The 25850-nt window shown below is 56.3% G+C and carries 21 protein-coding genes; 18 read left to right on the plus strand and 3 right to left on the minus strand.

The annotated features are described in order from the left end of the window. Positions 1-31 precede the first annotated feature (31 nt). From EAV92_RS23610 to EAV92_RS23650, 9 genes are all read left to right on the plus strand, one after another. The gene (locus EAV92_RS23610; RefSeq protein WP_123043348.1) at positions 32-775 is read left to right on the plus strand and encodes a hypothetical protein; all 744 of its coding nucleotides are present in this window, start codon (positions 32-34) and stop codon (positions 773-775) included. Positions 776-1049: 274 nt separating this feature from the next. Further along, complete coding sequence (locus EAV92_RS23615) at positions 1050-1907, plus strand: AraC family transcriptional regulator (protein WP_123043897.1); 858 nt, start codon at positions 1050-1052, stop codon at positions 1905-1907. Between the two features lie 68 nt (positions 1908-1975). Next, the gene (locus tag EAV92_RS23620) at positions 1976-3769 is read left to right on the plus strand and encodes a sensor histidine kinase (RefSeq protein WP_123043349.1); all 1794 of its coding nucleotides are present in this window, start codon (positions 1976-1978) and stop codon (positions 3767-3769) included. Positions 3770-3772: 3 nt separating this feature from the next. Then, a complete protein-coding gene (locus EAV92_RS23625; RefSeq protein ID WP_123043350.1) occupies positions 3773-5377 on the plus strand; it encodes a response regulator in 1605 nt (534 codons plus the stop codon). Between the two features lie 126 nt (positions 5378-5503). After that, positions 5504-7099, plus strand: a complete 1596-nt coding sequence (locus tag EAV92_RS23630) for an extracellular solute-binding protein (protein ID WP_123043351.1) — start codon at positions 5504-5506, stop codon at positions 7097-7099. 107 nt (positions 7100-7206) lie between these two features. Further along, positions 7207-8115 (plus strand): ABC transporter permease, encoded by a 909-nt coding sequence (locus EAV92_RS23635; protein WP_123043352.1) that lies wholly within the window; start codon positions 7207-7209, stop codon positions 8113-8115. A gap of 15 nt (positions 8116-8130) precedes the next feature. Then, positions 8131-9024 carry a carbohydrate ABC transporter permease gene (locus EAV92_RS23640; protein WP_123043353.1) on the plus strand — a complete coding sequence of 298 codons (894 nt, stop codon included), beginning with the start codon at positions 8131-8133 and terminating at the stop codon, positions 9022-9024. Positions 9025-9044: 20 nt separating this feature from the next. Beyond that, positions 9045-11054 carry an alpha-L-arabinofuranosidase C-terminal domain-containing protein gene (locus EAV92_RS23645; RefSeq protein ID WP_123043354.1) on the plus strand — a complete coding sequence of 670 codons (2010 nt, stop codon included), beginning with the start codon at positions 9045-9047 and terminating at the stop codon, positions 11052-11054. A 14-nt stretch (positions 11055-11068) separates the two neighbouring features. Beyond that, entirely contained in the window at positions 11069-12829 is a 1761-nt protein-coding gene (locus EAV92_RS23650; protein ID WP_123043355.1) for a glycoside hydrolase family 2 protein, read from the plus strand. An 8-nt stretch (positions 12830-12837) separates the two neighbouring features. Here EAV92_RS23650 and EAV92_RS23655 read toward each other — a convergent pair whose 3' ends face one another. After that, positions 12838-13404 carry an Hcp family type VI secretion system effector gene (locus EAV92_RS23655; protein ID WP_241158589.1) on the minus strand — a complete coding sequence of 189 codons (567 nt, stop codon included), beginning with the start codon at positions 13402-13404 and terminating at the stop codon, positions 12838-12840. 158 nt (positions 13405-13562) lie between these two features. Here EAV92_RS23655 and EAV92_RS23660 point away from each other — a divergent pair, with 158 nt between their 5' ends. Continuing rightward, entirely contained in the window at positions 13563-14540 is a 978-nt protein-coding gene (locus tag EAV92_RS23660) for a quinone oxidoreductase family protein (RefSeq protein WP_123043357.1), read from the plus strand. Between the two features lie 50 nt (positions 14541-14590). Here EAV92_RS23660 and EAV92_RS23665 read toward each other — a convergent pair whose 3' ends face one another. After that, positions 14591-14917 (minus strand): ArsR/SmtB family transcription factor, encoded by a 327-nt coding sequence (locus EAV92_RS23665; RefSeq protein WP_241158375.1) that lies wholly within the window; start codon positions 14915-14917, stop codon positions 14591-14593. Positions 14918-15031: 114 nt separating this feature from the next. Continuing rightward, positions 15032-16195, minus strand: coding sequence for an ROK family protein (locus tag EAV92_RS23670; protein ID WP_123043358.1), 1164 nt, complete (start codon positions 16193-16195; stop codon positions 15032-15034). Between the two features lie 147 nt (positions 16196-16342). Between EAV92_RS23670 and xylA the strand changes: the two genes are divergently transcribed. From xylA to EAV92_RS23710, 8 genes are all read left to right on the plus strand, one after another. Continuing rightward, positions 16343-17656, plus strand: a complete 1314-nt coding sequence (xylA, locus tag EAV92_RS23675) for a xylose isomerase (RefSeq protein ID WP_123043359.1) — start codon at positions 16343-16345, stop codon at positions 17654-17656. Positions 17657-17678: 22 nt separating this feature from the next. Next, positions 17679-19178 carry a xylulokinase gene (gene xylB / locus EAV92_RS23680; protein ID WP_123043360.1) on the plus strand — a complete coding sequence of 500 codons (1500 nt, stop codon included), beginning with the start codon at positions 17679-17681 and terminating at the stop codon, positions 19176-19178. Between the two features lie 121 nt (positions 19179-19299). After that, complete coding sequence (locus EAV92_RS23685; RefSeq protein WP_123043361.1) at positions 19300-20160, plus strand: SDR family NAD(P)-dependent oxidoreductase; 861 nt, start codon at positions 19300-19302, stop codon at positions 20158-20160. A gap of 57 nt (positions 20161-20217) precedes the next feature. Further along, on the plus strand, positions 20218-20592 hold the full coding sequence (locus tag EAV92_RS23690) for a hypothetical protein (RefSeq protein ID WP_123043362.1): 375 nt from the start codon (positions 20218-20220) through the stop codon (positions 20590-20592). Positions 20593-20834: 242 nt separating this feature from the next. Beyond that, positions 20835-22646, plus strand: coding sequence for a cache domain-containing sensor histidine kinase (locus EAV92_RS23695; protein ID WP_123043363.1), 1812 nt, complete (start codon positions 20835-20837; stop codon positions 22644-22646). After that, entirely contained in the window at positions 22639-23994 is a 1356-nt protein-coding gene (locus EAV92_RS23700; RefSeq protein WP_123043364.1) for a response regulator transcription factor, read from the plus strand. Before EAV92_RS23695 ends, EAV92_RS23700 begins: the two co-directional genes overlap by 8 nt. Positions 23995-24080: 86 nt before the next feature. Continuing rightward, positions 24081-24953, plus strand: coding sequence for a carbohydrate ABC transporter permease (locus EAV92_RS23705; protein WP_123043365.1), 873 nt, complete (start codon positions 24081-24083; stop codon positions 24951-24953). Beyond that, a complete protein-coding gene (locus tag EAV92_RS23710; RefSeq protein WP_241158376.1) occupies positions 24950-25828 on the plus strand; it encodes a carbohydrate ABC transporter permease in 879 nt (292 codons plus the stop codon). Before EAV92_RS23705 ends, EAV92_RS23710 begins: the two co-directional genes overlap by 4 nt. The last annotated feature ends 22 nt before the right edge of the window (positions 25829-25850 follow it).

Below are 25850 nucleotides of genomic sequence, written 5' to 3' on the forward strand. Positions count from 1 at the left end.
AACACCAAACCCATAAGCAGGAGGCAATGAAATGAAAAAGACGGTAAAAGCGATCGGCCTGACGGCAGCCTTGGCTGTCATGGTTCCTCTCAGCGCATATGCGGCAACGGTCGGCACTTCGTCATCGGGATCGACGTCGACGTCAACATCTACGGCAACGACGGATGCGGCGAAATCGGCGGCCAAAGGGTTCCATTTCGGCAAAGGCGCAGTGGACCAAACCGTTCTGGATCTGCTGAAGCTGGACCAAGCGACGCTTCAATCGAAACTGCGATCCGGCAAAACGCTGGCGGAGATCGCCACTGAGCAGGGCGTTTCGCGCGACGCGCTGAAGCAGGCGTTGACCGATGCGAACAACAAGCGGCTGGAAGAGCAGAAGCAGGCGTTCTCCTCCAACCTGGACAACATGATCGACTCGAAAGGCGGGGCTTTCCTGGGGCAAGGAAGAGGCGGCTTCAAAGGCTTCGAAGCTCATGATCTGAGCGCCGCGGCAACGATCTTGGGAGTAACGGAAAGCGATCTTCAAACTTCCCTGAAATCCGGCAAATCGCTGGCGGATCTGGCGAAGGAGAAGAACGTGGACGTGCAGAAACTGATCGACGCGGAAAAAGCGGCCATCACGAAGGCGATCAACCAAGCCGTAACGGACGGCAAGCTGACGCAAGCCCAAGCGGACAAGCTGCTGGCGAACGCGGCCGCCGAGGCGCAAGAGTTCGTCAACGACACGCACGAGCGCGGCGGCCGCGGTCACGGCGGCGGCAGAGGACATCGGTGAGATACTTACAATAGAACCGGAAAAGCGGCTGGCTTTCAGCCGCTTTTTTTCATGTTCGCACCGCCGTGCTCCCGTCCACATGACGCGCATAAGCCGGAATTTTGTCCATCAGGTTATTTGCAAAGTGTTAGGTCATTTGGGCAGTGGATACCTCGTAATGTCTTTATTTTATTGGATTTAAGGAAATACGCTAATGGCTTTTTGTTGAAAAACGAATCGCCATTTTGTAAGATGGATGAGACGATAAGAGCAAGAGAGGGGGCAGGCTTTGTTGCTGCAGGAATACGACTATGAGTTCGCGCAATTCCTCTACTATACGCCCGGATATATCGAGAAAGAAGGGCAGCTGTGGCCCGTGCGCGCCGGCCGGAGCATCGCCAAACCCCACTACAAGGTCGGACCGAAAAGGATCGAATGTTACAGCCTTCATTTCGTCCATGAAGGAATCGTCCGATTTGAATTTGACGACGGCAAATGGATCGACCTGCGGCGAGGGGACCTGTTTTGCTTGTTCCCCGGACGAACTTACCACTATCGCCAGGTGCCTTCGGAAAATCCTCTCCGATTGAGCTGGCTCGCTTTGAACGGCAACAGGGTCAAACCTTTATTGGAGCTCTCCGGACTGACGCCGGGAAAGCCGTTTCTTAAAACGGTTCCCCCTGCGGTTTGGGATTCGGCCGAACGGGTCATTCAAGCGCTATCCGACGGAGAACGGTGGACGCCGGCCACTGCCATGAAGCTGCAGACGTCGATTTGCGGTTTGTTCTCCGACTTCATTTCGGATTCTGCACTCCATGATGCAGTCGAGCCTTCCGGATGGATCCACGAATGCATGGATTTCATGGAGCTTCACGCTACCGAGGGGATAACCGTTCAGCAAGTCGCGGCTTTCGCGGGCGTGCACCGTTCCTACTTTACCAGCGTGTTTACAGGTCAAGTCGGCATGACGCCCCAGAGATACATCCAGAAAATCCGGATGGAGAAGGCTGAGCGGCTGCTGAAGGAGACGGGCGCGACGGTTACGGAAATCGCCATGTCTTTGGGTTACCCAAACTTATATGCCTTCACCAGAGCGTTCTCGGTTTATCATAAAGTCTCTCCCGTCGCATTTCGGGCAGCGGGCAGCGAATAGTTTTTTCTCAAAAAAATGTAAGCGTTTTCCATTGATTTCCCACATCATGTACAAGGAGACTTTGCGACATGAAGCTTTTGAACCCTCGCAGGTGGATAACGCCCAGAGGTATGCAAGGGAAAATATTTATCGGGTTCGCTCTTGTTACCCTGCTGTCCATCGTCTCCGTTACAAGCATCGTGTACGTGAATATGCGCGATACGATCAAGCAGAATGCGGTCACCTCAGTATCGGACAGTATCCGTCAGGCGGATGAGTCTCTCAATATCATGCTCCAAGAAATCGACCGGTTGAACACGGTCGTCGTCACCAACAAGAATACGGTAATCGATACGATCCTGAGCCCGAATGAGGAAATCAGCTATGAATGGTTTATGGAGCAAAAGCGGATTACGGAGTTCCTCGCGGGACTTATCGATTATAAGCCTTACATAACAAGGATTGCCGTAATCGGCACGAACGGAAAAGTGTTCTTTACCGGAAGTCCTTGGCTAGACCGCAGCTTTATAGAAACGCCGATGATAAAGGCGATTCTCCGTGACGGGTCGCGCCACGCGTATTTCAAGCCGGCCGGAACGGACGACGCCATTACCGTCGGCCGCGAAATCCGTTACGACCGCCAAGCGATCGGAGTCGTCATGGTGGATTTGAATTATGCTTTCATCAAGAAAACGTACGGCGTAAAGCCGACCGAGGACAGCATGCTGTACGTGCTGGATGAAAACGACGGATTCGTCTACCAATCCGAATCTTCGCAGGATTCCGTCGCTCCCGCGGTGGAGACGATCGTCAAGGTGAACAGGCAATTCGCGGGACGAGGCGTGGCGGACCGAGTCATCGACGGGAAATCCTATATCGTCGTCAAACAACAGTCGGCTTATACCGGCTGGACGACGCTGGCGCTCATCCCCATGGATTCCCTGCTCAGCGAATCCACCAAAATCCGGAATTTGATGATCGAAGTCTCGGTCATCGTCTTTATCCTCGTTCTGATCGGATCGCTGCAGATGTCTTTCCGGACGACGATCCATATCCGGAAGCTGAAATCCATGATGTTTCGTGTGAGGGAAGGTAATTTATCCTTTCCGAGGACGGAGATCAAATCCAAGGACGAAATCGGGGATCTTTACCGCGTTTTTATCGATATGGTCGAGGAATTGAAACGGCTGATGGAAGGGATTCGAGTCAGCGAGAAAAACAAACGCGAGGCGGAATTGACCGCTCTGCAGGCGCAGATCCGCCCGCATTTTCTATACAACTCTCTCAATACCATCAAGTATCTGGCCAAGCTTAACGGAGTGCCCAATATCGAAGAAGTGTCGGGTTCGTTAATCGAACTCATGCGGGGCGTGCTGGGCAACTCCAATGAATTTCTAACCCTGCGGGAGGAATTGGACTACGTTTCCAGCTATGTGTCGATCGAGAAATACAAGTATATGGAGCCGATTCGCGTGACGACGCAAATAGAAGACGACTCCTTGCTGGAGTGCAGGGTGCTCAAACTGATGGTGCAGCCTCTCGTGGAAAACGCCATCATCCATGGTATCGGACGGCTCGGCCAGGAAGGATTCGTGCGGATTCGCGTCTACGCGGAGCTTCACGACCTCCGAATCGAGGTCACGGACAACGGCAAAGGGATGTCCGAGGAAGAAATCGCGATCCTATTGGGCGAGGCGGGCAAGGAGAAGAGTTCTTCCCGCTTCAGCGGCATGGGCGTTCGCAACGTACATGAAAGGATCGTTCGGATGTTCGGTGAGCCGTACGGCGTCAAGATTTACAGCGAACCGGGACAGTACACGAAGGCGGAAATCAGATTTCCGCGATTCATGGAACAGGGAAGCTCCGCGAAAGAGGTGGGTTAAGACATGATCAACGTGCTGATCGTTGACGACGAGCCCTTGGTCCGCCATCATTTGTCGACATTATCGGATTGGAAAAGACACGGCTTCGAGCTATGCGGCGAAGCGTTCAACGGCGCGATGGCTTTAACGATGATCGAGCAAGAACCTCCGCATATTGCCATTATCGACGTGAATATGCCCGAAATGGACGGCGTGGAGCTGAATCGAACGATTCGGGAAAGGTTTCCCTCCATCCAGACGATCATGCTCAGCAGCTACGACGATTACGATTACGTCCGCGAGTGTTTGAGGAATGGCGCCGTCGATTATTTGCTGAAGCACCGGCTGGATGACGCGACGCTTCTGTCCAGTTTGAATAAAGCGGTCCAGGTGCTGAGGCGGCACGATCGGACGTTTGCTCGCCTGCCTGCCGAACGGGGGCTAGGACCGGATCCTCATTGTATTCGCGACTATCTTGCGGATATGGCCAGAGGAAAGCCGGACTCCGGTAAAGAGTTCGATCAATACGCTCGCAGGCATGGCTTGTTCCCCCAAGCCGTCAGCTTCATAGCGGCGGCCGTGCAGATCGTTCCGTTCCTTCTGCTCACGGAGTTCTATAGTGACGTGCAAACGAACCGCCTGGTCCAGCAGGCCGTCGATCTCATGCAGCAAAGCTTGGGCGACATCAGAGAGATGCCGGCGGCCTACGTGGAAGACGGCCGATTGATTGTCGTCCTTTCGTTTCGGGAACGCAGCGAGCATGCGGTCGCAAGCGAGGCCGGCAGATGGATGAGCAAGTTCCAGCACTCTCTGGAGCTGTATTTGAATCTGAAATCTACCTATGCCATCGGTCATGTATGCGGGAGTTTGCCGCAAATCGGGGCTAGTTTCGCCGCGGCGGCGAACGTTCTTGACCATTCTCCATCCACGGAGCCGGCAATCCGCATTCAGCCGCGTCGTTCTTTGACCATCGAAGAGCAGAAGCAGCTCCTCTTGTCGATCGAAAGACTGGACGAAGAAGCCATGCATCAGTTGATCGCCTCCGTTTTCGCAACGCTTTGCCGACATCCGGTTCATTCCCATGCCGTCCAGATGATCGTCAGCGAATTTGTGCGGCTTGGGGAAAAAGCGTTTGCCAAATGCCTGCATGCCGCGGATACGGCGGAGCCGCTGCCCTCACGCGACGAACTGAAGAGAGTCGGCAGCGTCGAGGAATTGGAGCAATGGCTGCGAAGCTATTATGCCGGTTTGCTGAAGCTGCTGAAACGGCAGCAGGCCGGCGGCTCCTATTCCAGGCATGTCACGCAAGCGATCCAATTCATACGGGACAAATATTCGGGGGACGTCACATTGGAGCTGGCGGCCGGTGCGATCGGCTTAAACCCTTCGTACCTGAGCCGGATATTCAAAGAAGAGACGCGGTCGACGTTTTCCGAATACGTGAACCGGGTTCGCATCGAAGCAGGCCGCAGACTTCTCGAAAGCGGACGGTACTCGGTCAAGGAGATCAGCAATCGCGTCGGATTTTCCACTTACAATTATTTTTTCAAGGTGTTCAAGGAAATGACCGGTTTGACGCCGCAAGCGTATGTGAACAGCCTCGGCTTGGCCAAGGCGTCGGAGCAGTAAAATAAGTAGAGTAAAAAGTCATATATTTGGAATTTAGCGCTTTCATTCGTGAAATATAATGAACTCACACCGCGGCAACGCTTACAAATCCGTCCGGTGAATCGAATAACGGAGGTCACAGATTTCATGCGCAAGCACTGGAAAAAAACGGCGTTGATCGCGACGATCGCAGCCGGTCTGACGCTGGCCGGATGCACTTCCGGATCCGGCGATAAGAAGGAGTCGGAACCGTCTGCATCTTCGTCGACAGGGAATGCCGTCAGTGAGAGCGGTTTCCCGCTCGTCAAGGAACCGATCACGCTCAAGATGTTCACCCGGATCGCCCCGGCAAACGGCCCGTTCAAGGATATGCCGGTGTTCCAGGATTACGAGAAAATGACGAACGTGCACGTGGAGTTCACGGAAGCGCCGACGGACGGCTTCCAAGAAAAGAAGAACCTGCTGTTCGCTTCGAACGAGCTGCCCGACGCGATCTACCGTTCGGCTCTTTCCCCGCTGGAAGCGACCCGTTACGGGGCCGCCGGACAATTGATTCCGCTGGAAGATTTGATCGATAAATACGCGCCGAATTTGAAAGCCCTCATGGAACAATATCCCGAAATCCGCGCAGGCATCACGACCCCGGAAGGCCACATCTATGCGATCCCGGGCATCGTGACGCTGGGCTCCGCGCGTACGGACAAAAAATGGATCAACCAGGCCTGGCTGAAGAAGCTGAACCTGAAAGTGCCGGAGACGACGGATGAGCTCTATGAGACGCTTAAAGCGTTCCGCGATCAGGATCCGAACGGCAACGGCCAGAAAGACGAGATTCCGATGACTGCCCGTGCCGGCGGGAATGGCCAAGGGTTGCCGATCGTCAACATGATGAGCGGCTCGTTCGGTCTGGATCAGCAGCTTGGCTACAACATCAATATCGCGAACGATAAAGTCGAGATCTGGATGGGCAGCGACCGCAATAAAGAATTGCTGATGTATCTCAACAAGCTCTATAAAGAGAAGCTGCTGGATCCGCAATTGTTCTCGCAGAAGGAAGCGGAATACCTGGCGAAGCAAGGCTCGGGCAAAACGGGATTCTTCTTCGACCAAACGAACAACAACTTCCTGCCGATTCAAAACCAGTACGTAGGCATCGCACCTCCGGCCGGTCCGCACGGGGACAGGCTGCAGGCGCAAACCGCTCCGATCGCTCGGGATTTCGGCGCATTCGCCATCACGTCCGAGAACAAATATCCGGAAATCACGATGCGTTGGATCGACTATTTCTACAGCGACGCAGGCTCCACCTTGCTGCGGTTCGGCAGGGAAGGCGAGCAATACGAGCTGAAGGACGGCATTCCGTACTACAAGGACGATTTTCTGGCGAAAGAGGGCGCTCAAGGGAAAATGACGCCGTATGCCGGCGGAGGAGCCCCGCATATCATCAGCGAAAAGGTCGCGTCCTTCATCAACCCGCCGCAGGTTCAAGAAGCCCAAAAGCAGCTGGATCCGTATATGCCGAAGGTGAAGTACGGCGCGCCGATGTTCGATGAGCAAACGGCGCAAGAGGTTAACCTGCTGCGCAACGACCTCGACAAGTATTATGAGGAGCAAAGCACGAAGTTCATCGCGGGCGCCCTCAGCTTCGATAAGTGGGAAGAATTCCAGTCTACGCTGAAGAAGCTGAAGATCGACCAATTGCAGAAGTACTATCAAGATGCGTACGACAAGATGAAGCAATAAATCGCGGTAGCTAGAGAGGGCTCCGTCTCTTCGGGAATCGGCGTTTGCAAGGAACGCGCCCCCGAAGAGAGGAGCGCCTTTCGCTATCGGAGAAGGAGTCGATTCACATGGGCAGCCGGTTGCTGACGCGTATGGCCCGGCGGTATGACCTTTACCTGATGCTGCTGTTGCCGATCGCCTGGTATTTGATCTTTCAGTATGGTCCGCTGTACGGGCTGCAAATCGCGTTCAAAAATTTCGTTCCCAGCAAAGGCATTCTTGGCAGCCGTTGGGTAGGTTTTGATCACTTCGAGCGTTTTTTCGATTCGTATTACTTCGGCAGATTGCTTTGGAATACGCTCACCATCAATTTGTTTTCGCTGCTCATCGCCTTTCCGATTCCGATCTTCCTGGCGCTTATCGTCACGGAAATCCGGAGCAAATCGTTCAGCAAATGGCTGCAGAACGTGACCTACCTTCCCCATTTCATTTCCGTCGTGGTCATCGTCGGCATTCTTTCGGTCTTTCTCTCGCCGACGAGCGGTCCCGTCAATAAACTGATCGAAGCGTTCGGCGGTTCACCCATCTCTTTCATGGAGTCTGCCGGGTGGTTTAAGACGATATATATCAGCTCGAATATTTGGCAAAGCATGGGATGGCAATCGATTATATATATCGCCGCGCTTAGCGGCGTCAATCCGCAGTTGTATGAAGCCGCGAAGATGGACGGAGCTTCCCGGCTGCGGCGTATCTGGCACGTTTCCTTGCCTGGCATCATCCCCGTCATCGTCATCCTGCTGATTTTGGATGTCGGCCATTTCATGAACATCGGTTTCGAGAAAATACTGCTGATGCAGAACAACTTGAACCTCGATTCCAGCGACGTCATTTCCACCTTCGTTTACACCACGGGCGTCCTACAGGGAGAATACAGTTACACCGCGGCGATCGGACTGTTCAATTCGGTCATCAACTTGATTTTGCTGCTGCTTGTCAATCGATTCGCCCGCAAAACGGCGGAAACGAGCTTATGGTAGGGGAGGGATGACGCGATGTCCAAACAATCAGCCATAAGCCGTTCTTCGGATGATCGGGTGTTCGACGCCGTCGTGTATGCCATAGCGGCCGCGATCATGCTTGTGGTGTTGTATCCGCTGATCTTCGTCGTCAGCGCTTCGTTCAGCAATCCGGTGAACGTATTGGCCGGAGAAGTATGGCTGTTGCCGAAAGGTTTTAACGTGGACGCGTACACGAACATTTTCCATAACGCGAAAATCTGGGTCGGCTACCGAAATACGATTCTGTATACAGTCGTCGGCACGCTGATTAACTTGATCATGACGATATTGGCGGCTTATCCGCTGTCCAGGCCGGATCTTCCGGGGCGCGGCGTGCTGATGGTTTTCATTACGCTTACCATGTTTTTCAGCGGCGGGCTCATTCCCACCTATCTGCTGGTCAAGGATCTGGGCATGGTCGATACGATGTGGGCGCTCATCGTTCCCGGCGCTATCGCCACTTATAATCTGATCGTCATGCGTACGTATTTTCAATCCAGCATACCTTGGGAGCTGCAGGAAGCCGCCCATATCGACGGATGCTCCAACTGGCGGCTGCTGATCAACATCATTTTGCCGCTGTCCAAGCCCATCATCGCGGTCATGGTGCTGTTCTATGCGGTGGGCCATTGGAATTCCTTCTTCAATGCGCTTATCTATATTCGCCATGAGAATCTGTATCCGTTACAGCTTGTCCTTCGGGAGATTTTATTGATCGGTCAAAACGCCGATGCAGACGGCAATGTCGGCATGGAGGGGAAAGTCCTGCTCGCCGAGAGCATCAAATACGCGGTGATCATCATTTCCAGTCTGCCCGTATTGATCATGTATCCTTTTGTGCAGCGGCATTTCGTGAAAGGCGTCATGATCGGCTCAATCAAAGGATAAACGGAGGTTCTACGTAGAAGATGAACGCGAAAATCAAGATTGATTGCGGAAAGCCAAGCGAGCATATCGTCAATCCGTATCTGTTCGGACACTTCGTGGAGGACATACGGGACCACATGGAGGCCATGCTCGCTTTTCCATTGAAGGATATGGATTTCGAAAGCGAATCCGAGACGAAGAAGGCGGTATCCGGAAACTGGAGTCCCTTCACGAACGGCAGAAACACCGAATATGCGCTGGAAGCGCCGGCTCCCAGGCATTCGGGCCGCGCCCAGCGCATTCGCGTGCTCAGCGACGACGAAGCCTATGCGGGAATCGCCCAGAAGGCCGCGCTGAAAGGTCCGATGACCTACAAAGTCAAATTGGTCGCCCGCGCTTCCATCGAGCTGAAATATGTGTTCGTAGAAGCCGTAGACCGACGTTCGGATGAGTCGCTCGGACGGGTCCGGGTCGAGCTGGCGAGCCATAATTGGAAGGAATACGAGGCGGACCTGGCCGTAGCCCGAGCCTGTTCCGCCTCGGAAATCCGGCTATACGTTCCGGCGGAGCATCCGAGATGGATCGACCATGTGTCCACCGGCATGTTATGGATCGACCACCTGTCTCTTTTGCCTGCCGACAATATCGGACTGGTGAAGCGAGAGGTCGTGGAGATGACGCGCGATCTGAACGCGGGCATGATGAGGCTCGCAGGCAACTATATCAGCGCCTATCACTGGGAGCACGGCGTCGGACCCGCGCTGGAGAGGCCGGTGATGTACAACGAGGCGTGGGGAGGATGGACCAGCAAATATTTCGGCACCGACGAGTTCATCCGATTTTGCAGGGAACTGCAGGTAGAGCCCCTCATCTGCGTGAACGACGGATCCGGCACGCCCGAAGAAGCGGCGCAATGGGTCGAATATTGCAATGGCGGCATCGATACGCCGATGGGCGCGCGGCGGGCTGCGAACGGCCATCCCGAACCGTACGACGTCCGCTATTGGGAAATCGGCAACGAAGTGTGGGGGCAGTGGCAAGTCGGCACTTGCTCCGCGAACCGTTTTGCCGAACGGTGCGCATCGTTCGCGAAAGCCATGAAGGCGGCCGATCCTTCACTCGTACTGTTAGCTTGCGGGCATACCGATCAAGAATGGAACGAGACGGTACTCGACCTCGCAGGCGAACATTTCGACTATTTGACCCTGCATCTGTATCACGGCTACGGCCGGTTCGGAATGAACCGGGATACGCCGCCGGAGGAACGTTATAAGGCGATGGCGGCGTACTCCGAGTGGACGCGCCGCGACCTTCATGAAACGAAGGCGCGAATTCTCGCGAACCCGAAGCACGCGCATGTCAAGATCGCCATTACCGAATACAACACCATGTACTATCCGAATACGATTCGCAAAGGGCTGCCGGAGGAGCACACGCTGGGCGCGGCGGCGGCCAACGCGGCCAACCTGAACGAGATGCTTCGTTGCAGCGACATGGTGCAAATTGGCAGCTTCTCGGATCTCGTTAACGGCTGGCTCGGGGGATGCATCCGAGTAGGGGACTATTATGCGGACCAATATCGCGGCAAGGAACCGGGTTGGAGCGGGTTCCCTCTTACGGTATACGGAACCCCGACCTATGAAGTCATGAAGCTCTATGCCAATCGGGACATCCGGCGGATGCTGCCGGTCGAGACCGTCTGCGGAAGCTTCTCCATCCAGGCCAACAAGCCGACCCCCATCCAGCTTGACGCACTTCCTGACCTGGACGTCGCGGCCTGCGCGAATGAAGACGGGAGCGTCGTCACCGTATTTATCGTGAACCGCAGCCTGCAGGAAGTAAACACCGAGTTGAACTTGGACGCCTTCCAGGCTACCGGGGAAACGATTTTGCATGAGATTACCGGGAACTCCGCGGATGATATCAATTCAGTATTCGAACCGAACCTAATCGGCTGTACGTCACGCATCGTTCCAGCTGCCGATTGGCAGAGGGGATATGCATTACGTCCATCATCGATATACGCACTCGAGATCAAGGCTCAAGCATGAAACGGGAGGCAGGCATGACGACAGCAGCATATATCAAGGATTATCCCAGACCGCAATTCGTGCGGGAGAATTGGCTGAATTTGAACGGCGAATGGAGCTTCCGCTTCGATGACCGCAATATGGGGGAAAGGGAGAGGTGGCACAGCAAGTTCGAAGGCACCCATACGATCAACGTCCCTTTCACCTACGAAACGCAAGCGAGCGGAATCGGAGAGGAAGCGTTCCATCCGTACGTTTGGTACCATAAATCGGTTCATATCCCAAAAGAAGCGGAAGGAAAACGGGTCATCCTGCATTTTCAAGCCGTCGATTACGTCGCGAAAGTTTGGGTAAACGGCGACTTGGTCGGCAGGCATCAAGGCGGGTATGCGGCATTTTCTTTCGACGTTACGCCTTATCTGACCTTAGGGGCCGACAACCGGATCACGGTGAAAGCGGAGGACTCCAATAGCTGCACGCAGCCGCGGGGCAAGCAGCGCTGGACGAAGGACAATTTCGAATGCTTCTACGTCCAGACCACCGGCATATGGCAGACGGTATGGTTGGAATACGTGGATGCACGGCGGCTGGATTCGGTCAAAATCACTCCGGATATCGACCGCCAGGTCGTTCGCTTCGATTACGAGGTGAACGGAGTGGATGAAGGCGGCGATTTGAAGCTGGAAGCCATCGTTACGTTAAAAGGCAAGCCCGTGAAGCGGGTAAGCTTGACGATGGACCGCCCTTGCTTGACGGTTGAAGTCGATTTGGTGCATGAGGCGAACGGACCGTGGAAGAGAAACTTCTGGTCGCCGCAGAAACCGGCTTTGTATGATGTGGAATTCATTCTGTACTCGGATGATGCAGTCGTGGATCGGGTGTTTTCCTATTTCGGGATGAGGAAAATCTCCATCGAGAATGGGAAGGTGCTGCTGAACAATGTGCCGATCTACCAAAAATTGATTTTGGATCAGGGGTACTGGACGGAGAGCCATTTGACGCCGCCGAGCGAGGAAGCCCTCATCGAAGATATCGATAAAATCCTGGAAATGGGCTACAACGGCGTGCGCAAGCATATGAAGATCGAAGATGCCCGTTTTCTCTATTGGTGCGACGTGAAAGGACTGCTGGTCTGGTCCGAGATGGCGGCCACCTTCGAGTTCCATGATCGTGCGGTCGATGCATTTACGAAGGAATGGCTGGAAATCGTGAAGCAGCAGTACAACCATCCCAGCATCATTACCTGGGTTCCGTTTAACGAATCGTGGGGCATCTCGTCCATCCTGCGGGACAAGAGACAGCAGAAGTTTACCGAAGGCATCTACCATCTGACGAAGTCGATCGATCCGTACCGTCCGGTCATTACGAACGACGGTTGGGAGCATACCGTATCGGACATTTTGACTCTGCACGATTATGTGGAAACAGGGGAAGGATTCCAGAAGCGGTATGGAAAGATAGACGCTGTCGTAGGCAACGAGACGACCTGCAACCAGTGGAAATACGCCTTCGCCGAAGGCTATCGATACCAGGGACAACCGATCATGATCACGGAGTTCGGCGGCATCGCCTATCAGTCGGACAAAGGATGGGGTTACGGCCGCCAGGTGGATTCGGACGAGGAGTTCCTGAAACGGTTCGAAGGGCTGACCCGTGCGATCAAGAGCGTGGATTCCATTTGCGGATACTGCTATACCCAATTGACAGACGTGCAGCAGGAAATCAACGGCCTGCTGACGGAAGACCGTAAGCCGAAAGTTCCGTTGGAGAAAATAAGAGAGATTAATCTGGCATAACGGATACCCTACTTCACGCTGCCCGTTTTAAAGTCGAAGCCTCCTTGTACCGGAAGCTTGCTCTTGCCGCCGCTATCCATTGCATAGTAGCTGAAATCAATGGCGCCGAAACTGAACGTAAGGGTCTCTTTCATGTTGCTGAATTGATAATCTGATATCATCACGTCGGTCATGACAACCTTCAAAACGGTAAACGGCTTTTCCCCGCGGGTAACAAAGTCGATTTCGCCGCTTTTGATATGCTTGCCGGACAGGGAGTTCGTCAGGATCGGAACGGACGAGCAATCATACGTTTTCGAAACCGTGAAAGGGTCCATTTTCGCCTTGCCGGCCCCTGAACCTCCTCCTGTCGGGGCGCCGGATGAGGAATTCGTCACGCCGAAGTCTACTCCGGTCAGTTGGATCCAATTCGCGAATTTAGCAGCCTTCGCTTCCCCGCATACGCCGTCCAATTTCAAATAGACGTCATGGTTCTGCGCCGGCTGCACCACGGACGTGGTTGCCGCAACCGCCGTCGCGCCGGAACCGGCGACGAGAAGGAAGACGGTCGCCACAATGAGCAAAAGGGCTTTCATCTTGGACAAGGGAGACACTCCTTTGTTTTGTGGATATAAAACTATCTAATTCAGAATACGATGCGCTTATGCCCCTGTTTGATGTCCCTGCCAGCTGAGGCTATGATGAAATAAACGAGCATCATTCCTATAGACCCAGCAGAAGGAGAATTTCCTATATGAACGCCATCCTCGTCACCGCGTTCGGCGGTCCCGAAACGATGAAATATGCCCAGGTAGAAATTCCGGAAGTTCAGCCGAGCCAATTGCTGATCCGCGTGGAAAGGGCCAGCGTGAACTTCGCGGACATTAAAGCCCGTTACGGCAAAAAAGGGGCGGCGCTTCCGTTCATTCCCGGATTGGACGCCGCGGGCGTGATCGAGCGCGTCGGCTCCGAGGTGCAAGGCTTCAAGCCGGGACAACGCGTCATCGCTTTTCCCAAAGGCGGGTCCTACGCCGAATACGTCGTCGCCGACGAAGCGCTCACGTTCGCGATTCCCGACTCCGTCGATTTCGACACGGCGGCCGCTTGTCCGACCGTGTCAATTCTGTCCTATAAATTGCTGGCCGAAATCGCGAGATTGGAAGCGGGAGAAACGGTGCTGGTCCACGCGGCTGCCGGCGGGGTAGGGACGACGGCGATCCAGTTGGCCAAACTCCTGGGCGCCGGTCTCGTCATCGGAACGGTGGGGAGCGGGAAGAAAGTTTCGGCTGCGCTTGAAGCGGGCGCGGATCACGTTATCGATTACGAAACCGAAGATTTCTCTTGGAGGGTGACTGAGCTCACGGGCGGCGCCGGCGCCGACGTCATTCTGGACTCCGTGTCGGGCAGGGTCGCGGAGTGCAGCCTAAATTGTTTGGCCGAATACGGCCGTCTCGTTCATTTCGGGAATTCGAGCGGGGAGTCCGGCGCGTTCAGAACGGCGGACCTGCATGCCAGCTGCCGCTCGGTGCTGGGCTACAGCTTGGGGACGACAAGAAGCAAACGGCCGCATACGTTGCGGGAAGCCGCGGATCGGGTTTTGCAATATCTTGGGGAGGGACGTTTGAAAATGAAGATCGGCGAACGGTTTCCTCTCAGGGATGCCGGGAAAGCGCATGAGTGGATCGAGAGCCGTCTGAGCACGGGGAAAGTGCTGCTGGACGTTCGCTCCTGACGCATAACAAAAGGCCCTCCGGTAGGAGGGCCTTATTCATGCCATAGTTTCTATTCCAATTGAGCCAGTTCCAACCGGCGTTTATCCCGCCCCGGAAGTTGGGACAGGAACGTTTTGAGGTCCGGATACTCCGCCAAATTCAGAGAGTAGTAGACCCACTGGCCGCGTTTGGACTCCCGCACGAGCCCCGCGCTCCTCAGCTTGCGCAGGTGCTGGCTCGTATTCGGCTGGCTGGCCCGAAGCAGGCCGGTGATTTCCGTTACGCTCAAATCCTTCTCCTGAAGCAAGGCCAAAATCGCCAGCCGCATCGGATCCCCGAGCAGCTTGAGCAGCTCCGCCATTTCCGCCAATTCCGCCATCGGTCCGTCTTCGTGCATGCTCGGCCTCTCCCTTTTCGGATCCGTTTCTTGGAATCTTCCTCTACCGTTTCATTATATATTTACTTAATGATATATGCCATGAAACATTGACGTCATCAATCGATCTGAACGTCAGGCTGCTTTCAGCCGGTCGAAAAACCCGGAGATGGCCATCTGCGCCGCCCCGAGCACGGCCGAGCGCTCGCCGAGCTCCGCGAACAGCAGCTGGACGCTGCGGAGGTGGAAGCCGAGCGAACGCTGCACGACCGTCCGGCGGAGAGAGTTTTCGATCCACGGCCGCACTTGGCTGATCCGGTTCCCGATCACGACCGCGTCCGGGTTGAACACGTTCACGATGTTCGCGATGCCGATGCCGAGGTATTCCCCGGTTGTCTCCAGATCGGCCAGCACGCCGGCCTGTCCGGATTCGGCTGCGTTGAGGAGCGCCTCCCAGTCGGAGATGCCATGGGCAGCCGCTTTTTCCAAAAGCGCCTTTTCGGAGGCGTACATTTCCCAGCACCCCCGGTTCCCGCAAGCGCACGGTTTCCCGAAGGCTTCGACGGAGAGATGCCCCATTTCACCGGAAAAGCCGGATGCTCCCTTGTACAGGCTTCTGTGCAAAATGAGACCGGTGCCGATCCCGATGCCTACGCTGACGTAGATGAGGTTGTCGATGCTGCGGCCCGCTCCGAAAACCTGCTCCCCGATGGCGCCGGTATTGGCCTCATTGTCGATCGTGACGGGGACGCCGTACTTGTCGGCCAGTTGGCGCTGAAGCGGAACATCGCGCCATTGCAGGTTGGGGGCATAAAGCACGGCGCCGGATTCGTTGACGAGCCCCGGCACGCCGACTCCGATGCCTACGATTCCGTACGGGGATGCGGGCGCCTTCGCGATCAGGGAATCGATGCACGTTTGCAGGCTCGCCAGAACCGGTTCAGGCTCTTGGCCATCCAGCGGCAGGTTCGTTTCCGCGATTAACGCGCCGCGAAGGTCCGTGAGCACCCCGCGGACGTAATTGACGCCCAAGTCGATCCCGACCGCGTAACCGGCCGTCGCGACGAATTCCAGCATCACCGGCTTGCGGCCGCCGCTCGAAACGCCGGTTCCGATCTCCCGGACGACGGAGCCGTCGATCAGATCCTGCACGAGGCTGGAAACGGTCGCTTTGTTCAGCCCGGATTTTTCGGAGATTTGGGCCCGGGACAGCGGCGCGCCGCGCAAAATCGCCTCCAGCACGATCGCCGTGTTTATTCGTTTGATCAGGGCTTGGTCGCCGGTGGGGGTCGTCTTCATCGCTGTCGAAACTCCTTTGAACATATTGATAACATCATAGCATAAAAAGAGTCGATTGACTTAGTTTATTGAATAGACAAACTAAGTTTCGGGTGATATGCTAATAGCAAAGCTTTACTAAAACCGCTTTCAAGGAGGATTCATCGCATGAGCTTATTCCCGAACGTGCCGAAAATCCAGTATGAAGGACGGGGCTCGAAAAACCCGTTCGCGTTCAAGCACTACAACCCGCAGGAAGTCGTCCTCGGCAAAACGATGGAGGAGCATCTCCGCTTCGCCGTCGCTTACTGGCATACTTTCGTGGCCTCCGGCACCGATCCTTTCGGCGTCGGCACGGCCGTCCGCAGCTGGGATTCGCTGTCCCCGATGGATAAGGCGAAAGCGCGCGTGGAAGCGAACTTCGAGCTGATGGAGAAGCTGAACATTCCGTTCTACTGCTTCCACGACGTTGACGTGGCTCCGGAAGGCGCTACGCTGGCCGAGTCTTTCAAAAACCTCGACACGATCGTCGCGCTGCTGAAAGACAACATGAAATCGACCGGCAAAAAACTGCTGTGGAACACGGCGAACCTGTTCACGAACCCCCGTTACGTGCATGGCGCCGGAACGACCAACAACGCGGACGTATTCGCGTACTCCGCCGCGACGATCAAAAAAGGCCTTGAAGTCGGCAAAGAGCTCGGCGCGGCGAACTACGTTTTCTGGGGCGGCCGCGAAGGCTACGAATCCCTGCTGAACACGGACATGAAGCTGGAGCTCGACAACCTCGGCCGCTTGCTGCACATGGCGGTCGACTACGCGAAGGAAATCGGCTTCGACGCCCAATTCCTGATCGAGCCGAAACCGAAGGAGCCGACCAAGCACCAATACGATTTCGACGCGGCGACCACTTTGGCGTTCCTGCAAAACTACGGCTTGAAAGAGCATTTCAAATTGAACATCGAAGCCAACCATGCCACGCTGGCCGGCCATACGTTCGAGCATGAACTGCACGTGGCCCGGATCAACGGCGTGCTCGGATCGATCGACGCCAACCAAGGCGATGTCCTGCTGGGCTGGGATACCGACGAATTCCCGACGGATCTGTACACGACGACGCTGGCCATGTACGAAATCCTCAAAAACGGCGGTCTCGGCAGAGGCGGCGTCAACTTCGACGCGAAAGTACGCCGCAGCTCCTTCGACGACGAGGATTTGTTCTTCGCGCACATCGCCGGCATGGATTCCTATGCCCGCGGCTTGAAAGCGGCCGCCAAGCTGGTCGAAGAGCGCGTGCTCGACGAGATCGTCGAACGCCGTTACCGCAGCTTCCAGGAAGGCATCGGCGCGGACATCGTGTCCGGCAAAGCGACGCTGGCGTCCCTCGAGGCCTACGCGCTGCAGAACAATCCGATCCGCAACGAATCCGGCCGTCTGGAGCAAATCCGCGCGACGGTCAACGAAATCATTTTCAGCGTATAATCGCCGGAGGGAGGAAGACCGGATGAAATACGTGATCGGAGTCGACCTGGGAACCAGCGCGGTCAAAACGCTGCTGGTGTCCCGGGAAGGCACGGTAACGGCGGAAGCGTCCCGCGAATACCCGCTGTACCATGAGCATTCCGGCTGGAGCGAGCAGGAGCCCGAGGATTGGGTGCGGGGCACGACGGAATGCCTCCGCGAGCTGGTCCAGGCTTCCGGCGTGTCTGCCGGGGATATCGAAGGCATCAGCTTTTCCGGACAGATGCACGGTCTCGTGCTGCTGAACGGGGAGAACCGCCCCGTGCGCAGGGCGATTCTGTGGAACGATACGCGGACGACGGAGCAATGCCGGGAAATCGAAAAGACGTTGGGCGATAATCTGCTCGGGGTGACGAGAAATCCGGCGCTCGAAGGCTTCACGCTGCCGAAGATCCTGTGGGTCCGGCAAAACGAAGCCGCGTCTTTCGAAGCATCGAAGCGGTTCCTGTTGCCCAAGGATTATTTGCGGTACCGGCTGACCGGCGGGATCCATATGGACCTGTCGGATGCGGCGGGCACGTTGATGCTGGACGTCGCGAACCGGAATTGGAGCCCGGAAGTTCTCGGAGCTTTCGGCATCGGCGCGGAATTCTGCCCGCCGCTGGTCGAAGCGGGGGCATGCATAGGCACGCTCACCGCCGAGGCGGCGGAAGCGACGGGCCTGTCGCCGGATACGAAGGTGTTCGCCGGCGGCGCGGACAATGCCTGCGGCGCGATCGGGGCGGGGATTCTGGAGGAAGGACTCACCTTGTGCAGCATCGGAACGTCCGGCGTCATCCTCACTTACGAGGGCGACTCGGAAGCCGACTATGGCGGGAAAGTCCATTTCTTCAACCACGGCAAGCCCGGCGCTTTCTACTCCATGGGCGTAACGCTGGCCGCGGGCTACTCGCTGAGCTGGTTCCGCAAGACGTTCGCGGCCGGCGAGTCTTACGACTCGCTGCTGAGCGGCGTCGAGGACATTCCGGCGGGCTCCGGCGGACTGCTGTTCACGCCGTACTTGGTGGGCGAACGCACGCCGCATGCCGACCCCGACATCCGGGCAAGCTTCATCGGCATGGACGGCAGCCACACCCGGGCCCATTTTGCGCGTGCCGTGATGGAAGGGATCACGTTCTCACTGAACGAGTCCGTGGATTTGTTCCGTGCGGCAGGCAAAAAGGCCGACAGGATCGTGTCCATCGGCGGCGGGGCCAAAAACCCGGTTTGGCTGCAGATGCAAGCGGACATTTTCAACGCCGAAGTGATCGCGCTGGAGAACGAACAAGGCCCCGGCCTGGGAGCGGCCATGCTGGCCGCCGTCGGCTGCGGCTGGTTCCGCAGCCTCGACGATTGCGCAACCGCGTTCGTCAAGCGGTCCCGGTCCTACCGTCCGAATGCGGCCAACGCTGAGCGCTATGCATCCCTGTTCCGCGTCTATCAAGACGTGTACGCCCAAACCCGCGGGCTGAACCAAGCGCTCTCATCTTTCCGAAACGGCTGACGTAAGCTACAATAAATACAGGAGAAAGGGTTGCCTCCCTTTTCCGGCAAGAGCCCCCAGCATTCCCGGCCGGTAACCGGGCGGGGGCTCTTTTTCATGAGGCGGAGGAGGAGTCGGCGGGATGAGCGGGGACCAAAGGGGACGGACGGCGCTGGTGACGGGAGCTTCGAGCGGGTTCGGATACTTGACGGCGCTAAGGTTAGCCAGGCTGGGGTGGACGGTTTACGCCGGGTTCAGGGATGTCGCGGCAAGCGGAACGTTGGCGGCGGAAGCGGCATCGTCCGGCTGCGCCGATCGGATCCGCCCTGTTCGTTTGGACGTAACGGACGAAGCGGGCATTCGGGAAGCCTTGTCGCGGATCGAGCGGGAGGCGGGGCGGTTGGATGCGTTGGTGAATAACGCGGGCCTCGCCGTCGGCGGGTTCGTGGAAGAGCTGCCGCTGTCCGCATGGAGGGAGCAGTTCGACACGAATCTGTTCGGCGTCGTGGCGGTCACCCGCGCGGCACTGTCGTTGCTCCGGCAGAGCGGTGGAGGAAGGATCGTGCTCGTCAGCAGCATCAGCGGACGGATCGGTTTTCCGGCTTTGGGTCCGTATTGCGCGTCCAAACACGCCTTGGAGGGACTGGGCGAGTCGCTGCGGCTCGAGCTGGCGCCGTTCGGCGTGGCGGTCAGCCTGGTCGAGCCCGGCCCGTATCGGACGCCGATTTGGCAGAAAAGCCTGGCAAGCGTGACGGCTCCCGGGCCGCAATCTCCGTATGCCGGCCTGTTCGCGAGAATCCGGCCGATGCTCGAGCAAAGCGCCGCCCGCGGGGGAGACCCGGAACTCGTAGCTGAAACAATCGTCCGGGCGGTCCGGGACAAGAAGCCCAAGCTGCGCTATTTGCCGAGCTGGAGCGAACGCTGGACGGTCGGGGCGAAACGGTTTCTTCCTTGGAGCTGGATTGAGCGTGCGGCTTTGCGTGTATTGGGAGTCAAACGGTAAAGGAAAGGGTATCCTATTCGGGACGAAGGATCAATCCACGAACGGAGATGGAGCCCGATGGAACACGATGCCCTGATGTTCGAATTCCGCGACGAATCCACGGCCCGGCTTGCCGCGGATACGTTTGAGGAACTGGGCTATGAGCCCCGCGTTCACGAAGGCGGGAGAATGCACATCCACGTGCGCAACGAAGATTTGACCTCGGCGCTGGAAATCCTGCAGTGCCACGGAGGCCGCATCGTCGAGCGGGCGCCCGCCGAGACGCTCTCGCTGACGGAGGAAGCATACGATATGGACGCGATCCCGATTCCGGCCCACACCGTGAACGAGGACTGGGTCGACGCCTACGCCACGTCCGAGCCGGGCGCCGAATCCGCGGAATCGGCTTACCGAACGGATGACGGCTCTTACGACCATTTCGAAGCGACCTGATCGGAACGACAGCCGAATAAAGACGACAGTGACCCCGGCCCCAGCGGTGGCCGGGTTTTTTCGCGTTCGCATGAAAGCTTCTCCGTATCACTCCCATTTTTCGTCGGTTCGCTCCTCGCCGCCGCAAATTTCTTCTGTTATTTTGATGAATTAGGAAGCGCTTACGTATTCCCGCTTGCCCATAATCTTGTAAAATATTCTTATTGCGAGGATATTCGAGCTGCAGATGAGGGAAACCGACTATGCCGAACCGAACGATCGGACTTAGCTTGCGCACCAAAACGCTCATTTACCTGATGGCCATCGTGACGCCGATTTTCGTCTTCAGCTGGTACGCGTCCGTCGTATCCGGCAACGAGACGAAAAAACAGGTGGGCAGCGCGCTGCTTCAGCTCGCGAAGCAAACGCACACCACGCTGGACCGGGACATTCTCGGCATCAGCGAAAACACGATCAAGATGATCCAGGAGCCGCTCGTCCAATCGATGGCGAAGGAGATGGCCGGCACCCCGTTCGAATTGGTTCGGCAATACGTCGCCCTCGGAGAACTGATGAACAAATACGGAGTCAGCGACTCCTTCTACTCCGGTCTCAAATACTCGCTCCTCATCCCCGTAAACGACCCTTCCCGGTACAAATTCGCGCCGAGCTATCAGCAGCTCGCCAACGGCGTTTTTTTCGTCGATCCCAAAACCAGTCCCTGGTACAAAACTGTATTCGACTTGAAAGGCAAAGGGAATTTGCAGGTGTTGGACCACTTCGGAGCCCAAGGGGCCGGCAAATCGCTCACGTTCCTGCGGGTCGTCAAAGATTTCGCCACGGACCTGAAGACCGACATCGGCATCATCGCCGTGACCGATCTGCAAACCGTGCTCTCCAACGATATGAAAGCGATCGAACTGCCGGAAAGCAGCGAAATTTATTTCACGGACCGGGACAACCGCATCCTGGCGAGCAAGACGAACAAACAGATGGGGGAGAAAGTCCGGATTCCGGGCGAATGGCTGAAGCAGGAGGAGAGCAATTCGGTCGTCACGCTCGATCAGAAAACCTATTTGCTCGCGTACCACCGCAGCTATCCCTATGATACGAAACTGATTATCCTCACGCCCGTGTCCATCATTACCTCGCAAGCGACCCAAACCCATCGGCTGATCGTCTTCATAACGGCATTTTACGTGTTCCTGATCCTTCTGACCGTCAGCCTGTTCATTCGCACGTTCCTCAGACCGCTCCGCAAGCTGGGCGCGCTCGTCCGGTCTTTCGTGCCCGGCAAGGAGCTGGTGCTGGCGCATCCGCCGGGACGCAAGCGGGACGAAATCGGGGAGTTGACGCTTTCTTTCTTCCGGATGACCCGACGCTTGAACGAAATGATCCATGAGCGGTACGTGATGGAAATCAAGCAAAAAGAAACCGAGCTGTCGATGCTGCAGCAGCAGATCAACCCGCATCTGCTCTATAACACGCTCGAATCGATTTATTGGCACGGCATCGCCCTTGGGCAGAAAGACGTGGCGGAGATGGTGAAGGATTTGTCCAAGCTGATGCGGATCGGGCTGAGCCGGGGCCGGGACGTGATCTCCATCGGGGAAGAAATCGAGCATGCCGAAGCGTATTTGCGGCTGCAGCAGCGGCGGGATAAAACGGCGTTCCGGGTCGAGTGGGAGATCGACGAAGCCTGCTTGCAGGCGCAAATCCCGAAAATCACGCTGCAGCCCTTGCTCGAGAATGCCATTCAGCACGGCGTCGCCAAAATGGAGGAAGAAGGCCGCATCGTCATCCGAATTCGCCGGATGGACGAGGCGGATATCGAAATAACCGTTTCGGACAACGGCTATAAACCGGTGGATTCGAATCGGTTGAACGCGATCGCCGGCGAGGAAAGTCCGAACGAAGGTTACGGCATCCGCAACGTGCAGAAGCGCCTGAAGCTTCATTTCGGCGACCGGTACGGCCTCTTCTACGAATCGAACCCCGGAGGGGGCGTAACGGCGAGGATCACGATTCCGGATCAAGAACGTTCAGGGGAAACGGGAGGAGAACATCATGCGTAACGTATTGGTCGTGGACGACGAAATCAACATTTGCGAAGGCATCCGGACGGTCTTGCTGGAAGCCGGCTTCGGCATCGAACACGTATGGATGGCGCGGAACGGCTACGAAGCGTTGGATTACCTGCGCATGGAAGCGGTCGACCTGATGATTTCGGATATCCGAATGGACGAGATGGACGGCTTGGAGTTGCTCGGGGCGGTAAATCTCGAAAAACCGAACCTGCCCGTCATCATCATTTCCGCGCATGAACAGTTTTCATACGCTCAGGAAGTGCTGCGCATGGGCGCCAAAGATTATTTCGTAAAACCGATCGACGTTCCGTTGTTCCTGAAATCGGTGCGTAAATGGCTGGAGGCCGGAGAGATCGCCGCCCGGGAGATGACGGCATCGTCGCTGACGAAAGCTTTCGAGCGGGCGGACCTGCCGCCTCCCGAAACCTACGTGCTCAACGAGCTGCTCGAAACGCCGGGATTGACGGAACGCGAGGTCCGAGCGGTATGGAACCGGGCAGGCTTGCCGGATTCTGGACCTTATTTCTGTTTGATGAGGGTGCGTCTGGCGCTGGGAGAGGGAGGCAGCCGCAAAGAGGCGGTCTCTTCCCTGAAAGACCGGAACCTGTTCAAATACGCCGCGGCGAACGTGATCGCGGAATCCTTGCAGCAATGGGCACCGGTCATCATCCCTCAGCCCGGGTCGGAAATCACGATCGTCCTCCCGTTCAACGAGGAAGAATACGGGCGGCTGCCGGTTCAGCCGGGGCATCGTCTCGGCATGCTCGGCCAACTGGTCCGCGACAATATCTCGACTTATTTGCGGATTCCGAACGCGGTCGGCATCAGCAGCGTGAAATTCGGCCTTCAAAGCCTTCACGACCTGAAGAACGAGAGTTCCAAAGCGTTGGCCTGGCAGGAAATGATGCCCGACCAATCCGTGTTCTACATCCAGGATTTCGACGACTACAAAGCCGAGCCCGACGGCTCCGAGACCGGCAAAGAAGCGTTCGGGGTGGTGAACCACAGCCTTCTCCAGAAGATCCAGGCTTTCCTGAAGGATAACTGCAACCAGAAAGGGCTGAAGCTGCAGGATATCGCCGATCACGTTCATCTCAGCACGAACCATATCAGCTATCTGTTCCGCAAATTCCTGAAAATGACGGTATGGGACTACGTGCTGAAGCTCCGGATGGAGCAGGCGAAGAAGCTGCTGCTCACGACGGACATGAAGCGCTACGAAATCGCGGAAGCGATCGGCTATGAGGCGCCGGAGCATTTCAGCAAGCTGTTCAAGAAGTATTACGGGGTCAGCCCTTCGGAAATCCGAAGCGCCGGAAGCGAAACCCCGGATTGACCACACTTCTGGTCGGAACGCACATCGTTCTTTCGGTGGCCTCCCTTTATAATACGGGCGATACCGTATAGTGGAGGTTATGCAGCATGGCGAAATGGATCAAGAAATACCGATGGGGATTGCTTTTTCTGCTTCCGGAAATCGCGGTGTTCCTTTTGTTCCTGTGGGTCCCGATCGTGAGGGGAATCGTCTACAGTTTCGAAAAGGTGGATTTCGTCGCCGGCATTCAATTCGTCGGACTGGACAATTACCGCGATATCCTGAGCAGGAGCGAGATCCTCCAATCGGTCCGCAATTCTTTATACTACATGGTGCTCTGCGTCTTGATCGGCTTTTGGGTTCCCTGCCTGTTCGCGGTGATCGTCTCCGAGCTTCGGAGATTCCAAGGCTTCGCCCGATCGCTCCTCTATTTTCCGACGCTCGTGCCTTCCGTAGCCTTGTACGGCATGTGGCTGTGGTTCTACGACAGCGTCGGCCCGTTCAATTCCTTTCTCGCCAGCCTGGGGCTCGATAAAATTCCCTTTTTGACCGACACCCACTGGGCCATGCCTTCCATCGTCCTGATGGAAACGTGGCAGCAGTTCGGCGGAGCTTTCATCATTTACATCGCGGGCATGGCCGGCATACCGAGAGATTTATACGAAGCGGCCGAAATCGACGGCGCCGGCGTGTGGCAGCGCATCCGCCATATTACGCTGCCGGGCATCCGGCATTTGCTCGTCCTGATGTTCATCATGCAGCTCATCGCCACCTCGCAAGCTTACCAAAGCCAGCAGGCCATCACGGACGGAGGTCCGGTTAACGCCACGCTGACTTACGGACTCATGATCATCCGCGAGGCGTTCACGAACCTCAATTACGGGACCGCGTCCGCCATGGGCGTGTTGATGCTGATCGTGCTCGGCGGTTTGTCGGTGCTCTACATGAGATTGGACAAGGACGGGGTGATATCCAGATGAAGAAGTCGATCGCCGAGAGAGGCATCCTTTCGCCTTATGACTATAAGAAACCGACCGTCTTGGCCGTTTATGCGCTGTTGATTCTGCTCGTCGTCATCGCGGCACTGTTTACTCTATACCCCTACACCGTTACGATTCTCAACTCGCTTAAGGCCAGGGAAGAGGTGTTCGTTTTCCCGGTTCAATATTGGCCGCATCACCTGAAATGGCACAACTACGCGGAAGCGTGGAAGTTCCTGCAGCTCTGGCACTATTTGAAGAACACGATCTTCATCGTGGCCGGAAACATGGCGTTCTCGCTCGTCATCATCGGGCTCGCCGCTTTCAGCCTTGCGCATCTGGAGGTGCCTAAGCGCAGATGGTTCACGATGTTCTTCATGTTGACGCTGCTCATTCCGCCTTCCACCTACATCATTCCGAATTTTCTCAATCTGAAAAGCCTGGGCCTGCTCAACACGTTCTGGGCGTTCTGGCTTCCGTCGGCCGCGAACGCGTTCAATCTGCTGCTGATCCGGAGCTTCTTCGGCACCATCCATAAGGAATTGTTCGAGTCGGCCCGGCTGGACGGGGCTTCCGAGCTCCGCTGCTTTTTCCGCATCGCCGTTCCGCTCTCCGTGCCGGTACTCATCACGCTGCTCATTTTCACGTTCAGCTCGAGCTGGAACGACTGGTTTTGGCCTTCCCTGATCATGCAGAAGGAGAATATGTATCCGCTGGCATCGGCCGTCTACAAGTACGTGATTCCATCCCGCTCGATCGACTGGAACGTGAAATTCGCGGTGCTGGTGCTGCTTCTGATCCCGCCGGTCCTGTTCTTCGTCTTCTTCCAGAAATACATCGTGCGGGGGATGAATCTCGGGGCGGTCAAAGGGTAACGAGGCCTCGGAGAGGGGTGCC

It is taken from the genome of Cohnella candidum, from assembly GCF_003713065.1.
Classification (GTDB): Bacteria; Bacillota; Bacilli; order Paenibacillales; family Paenibacillaceae; genus Cohnella; species Cohnella candidum.

What these genes read in the sequence shown, in the direction of transcription:
- EAV92_RS23610 (WP_123043348.1), top strand. Translation starts at nt 32, where the DNA reads ATGAAAAAGACGGTAAAAGCGATCGGCCTGACGGCAGCCTTGGCTGTC.
- EAV92_RS23620 (WP_123043349.1), top strand. Translation starts at nt 1,976, where the DNA reads ATGAAGCTTTTGAACCCTCGCAGGTGGATAACGCCCAGAGGTATGCAA.
- EAV92_RS23625 (WP_123043350.1), top strand. Translation starts at nt 3,773, where the DNA reads ATGATCAACGTGCTGATCGTTGACGACGAGCCCTTGGTCCGCCATCAT.
- EAV92_RS23630 (WP_123043351.1), top strand. Translation starts at nt 5,504, where the DNA reads ATGCGCAAGCACTGGAAAAAAACGGCGTTGATCGCGACGATCGCAGCC.
- EAV92_RS23635 (WP_123043352.1), top strand. Translation starts at nt 7,207, where the DNA reads ATGGGCAGCCGGTTGCTGACGCGTATGGCCCGGCGGTATGACCTTTAC.
- EAV92_RS23640 (WP_123043353.1), top strand. Translation starts at nt 8,131, where the DNA reads ATGTCCAAACAATCAGCCATAAGCCGTTCTTCGGATGATCGGGTGTTC.
- EAV92_RS23645 (WP_123043354.1), top strand. Translation starts at nt 9,045, where the DNA reads ATGAACGCGAAAATCAAGATTGATTGCGGAAAGCCAAGCGAGCATATC.
- EAV92_RS23650 (WP_123043355.1), top strand. Translation starts at nt 11,069, where the DNA reads ATGACGACAGCAGCATATATCAAGGATTATCCCAGACCGCAATTCGTG.
- EAV92_RS23655 (WP_241158589.1), bottom strand. Translation starts at nt 13,404, where the DNA reads ATGAAAGCCCTTTTGCTCATTGTGGCGACCGTCTTCCTTCTCGTCGCC.
- EAV92_RS23660 (WP_123043357.1), top strand. Translation starts at nt 13,563, where the DNA reads ATGAACGCCATCCTCGTCACCGCGTTCGGCGGTCCCGAAACGATGAAA.
- EAV92_RS23665 (WP_241158375.1), bottom strand. Translation starts at nt 14,917, where the DNA reads ATGCACGAAGACGGACCGATGGCGGAATTGGCGGAAATGGCGGAGCTG.
- EAV92_RS23670 (WP_123043358.1), bottom strand. Translation starts at nt 16,195, where the DNA reads ATGAAGACGACCCCCACCGGCGACCAAGCCCTGATCAAACGAATAAAC.
- xylA (WP_123043359.1), top strand. Translation starts at nt 16,343, where the DNA reads ATGAGCTTATTCCCGAACGTGCCGAAAATCCAGTATGAAGGACGGGGC.
- xylB (WP_123043360.1), top strand. Translation starts at nt 17,679, where the DNA reads ATGAAATACGTGATCGGAGTCGACCTGGGAACCAGCGCGGTCAAAACG.
- EAV92_RS23685 (WP_123043361.1), top strand. Translation starts at nt 19,300, where the DNA reads ATGAGCGGGGACCAAAGGGGACGGACGGCGCTGGTGACGGGAGCTTCG.
- EAV92_RS23690 (WP_123043362.1), top strand. Translation starts at nt 20,218, where the DNA reads ATGGAACACGATGCCCTGATGTTCGAATTCCGCGACGAATCCACGGCC.
- EAV92_RS23695 (WP_123043363.1), top strand. Translation starts at nt 20,835, where the DNA reads ATGCCGAACCGAACGATCGGACTTAGCTTGCGCACCAAAACGCTCATT.
- EAV92_RS23700 (WP_123043364.1), top strand. Translation starts at nt 22,639, where the DNA reads ATGCGTAACGTATTGGTCGTGGACGACGAAATCAACATTTGCGAAGGC.
- EAV92_RS23705 (WP_123043365.1), top strand. Translation starts at nt 24,081, where the DNA reads ATGGCGAAATGGATCAAGAAATACCGATGGGGATTGCTTTTTCTGCTT.
- EAV92_RS23710 (WP_241158376.1), top strand. Translation starts at nt 24,950, where the DNA reads ATGAAGAAGTCGATCGCCGAGAGAGGCATCCTTTCGCCTTATGACTAT.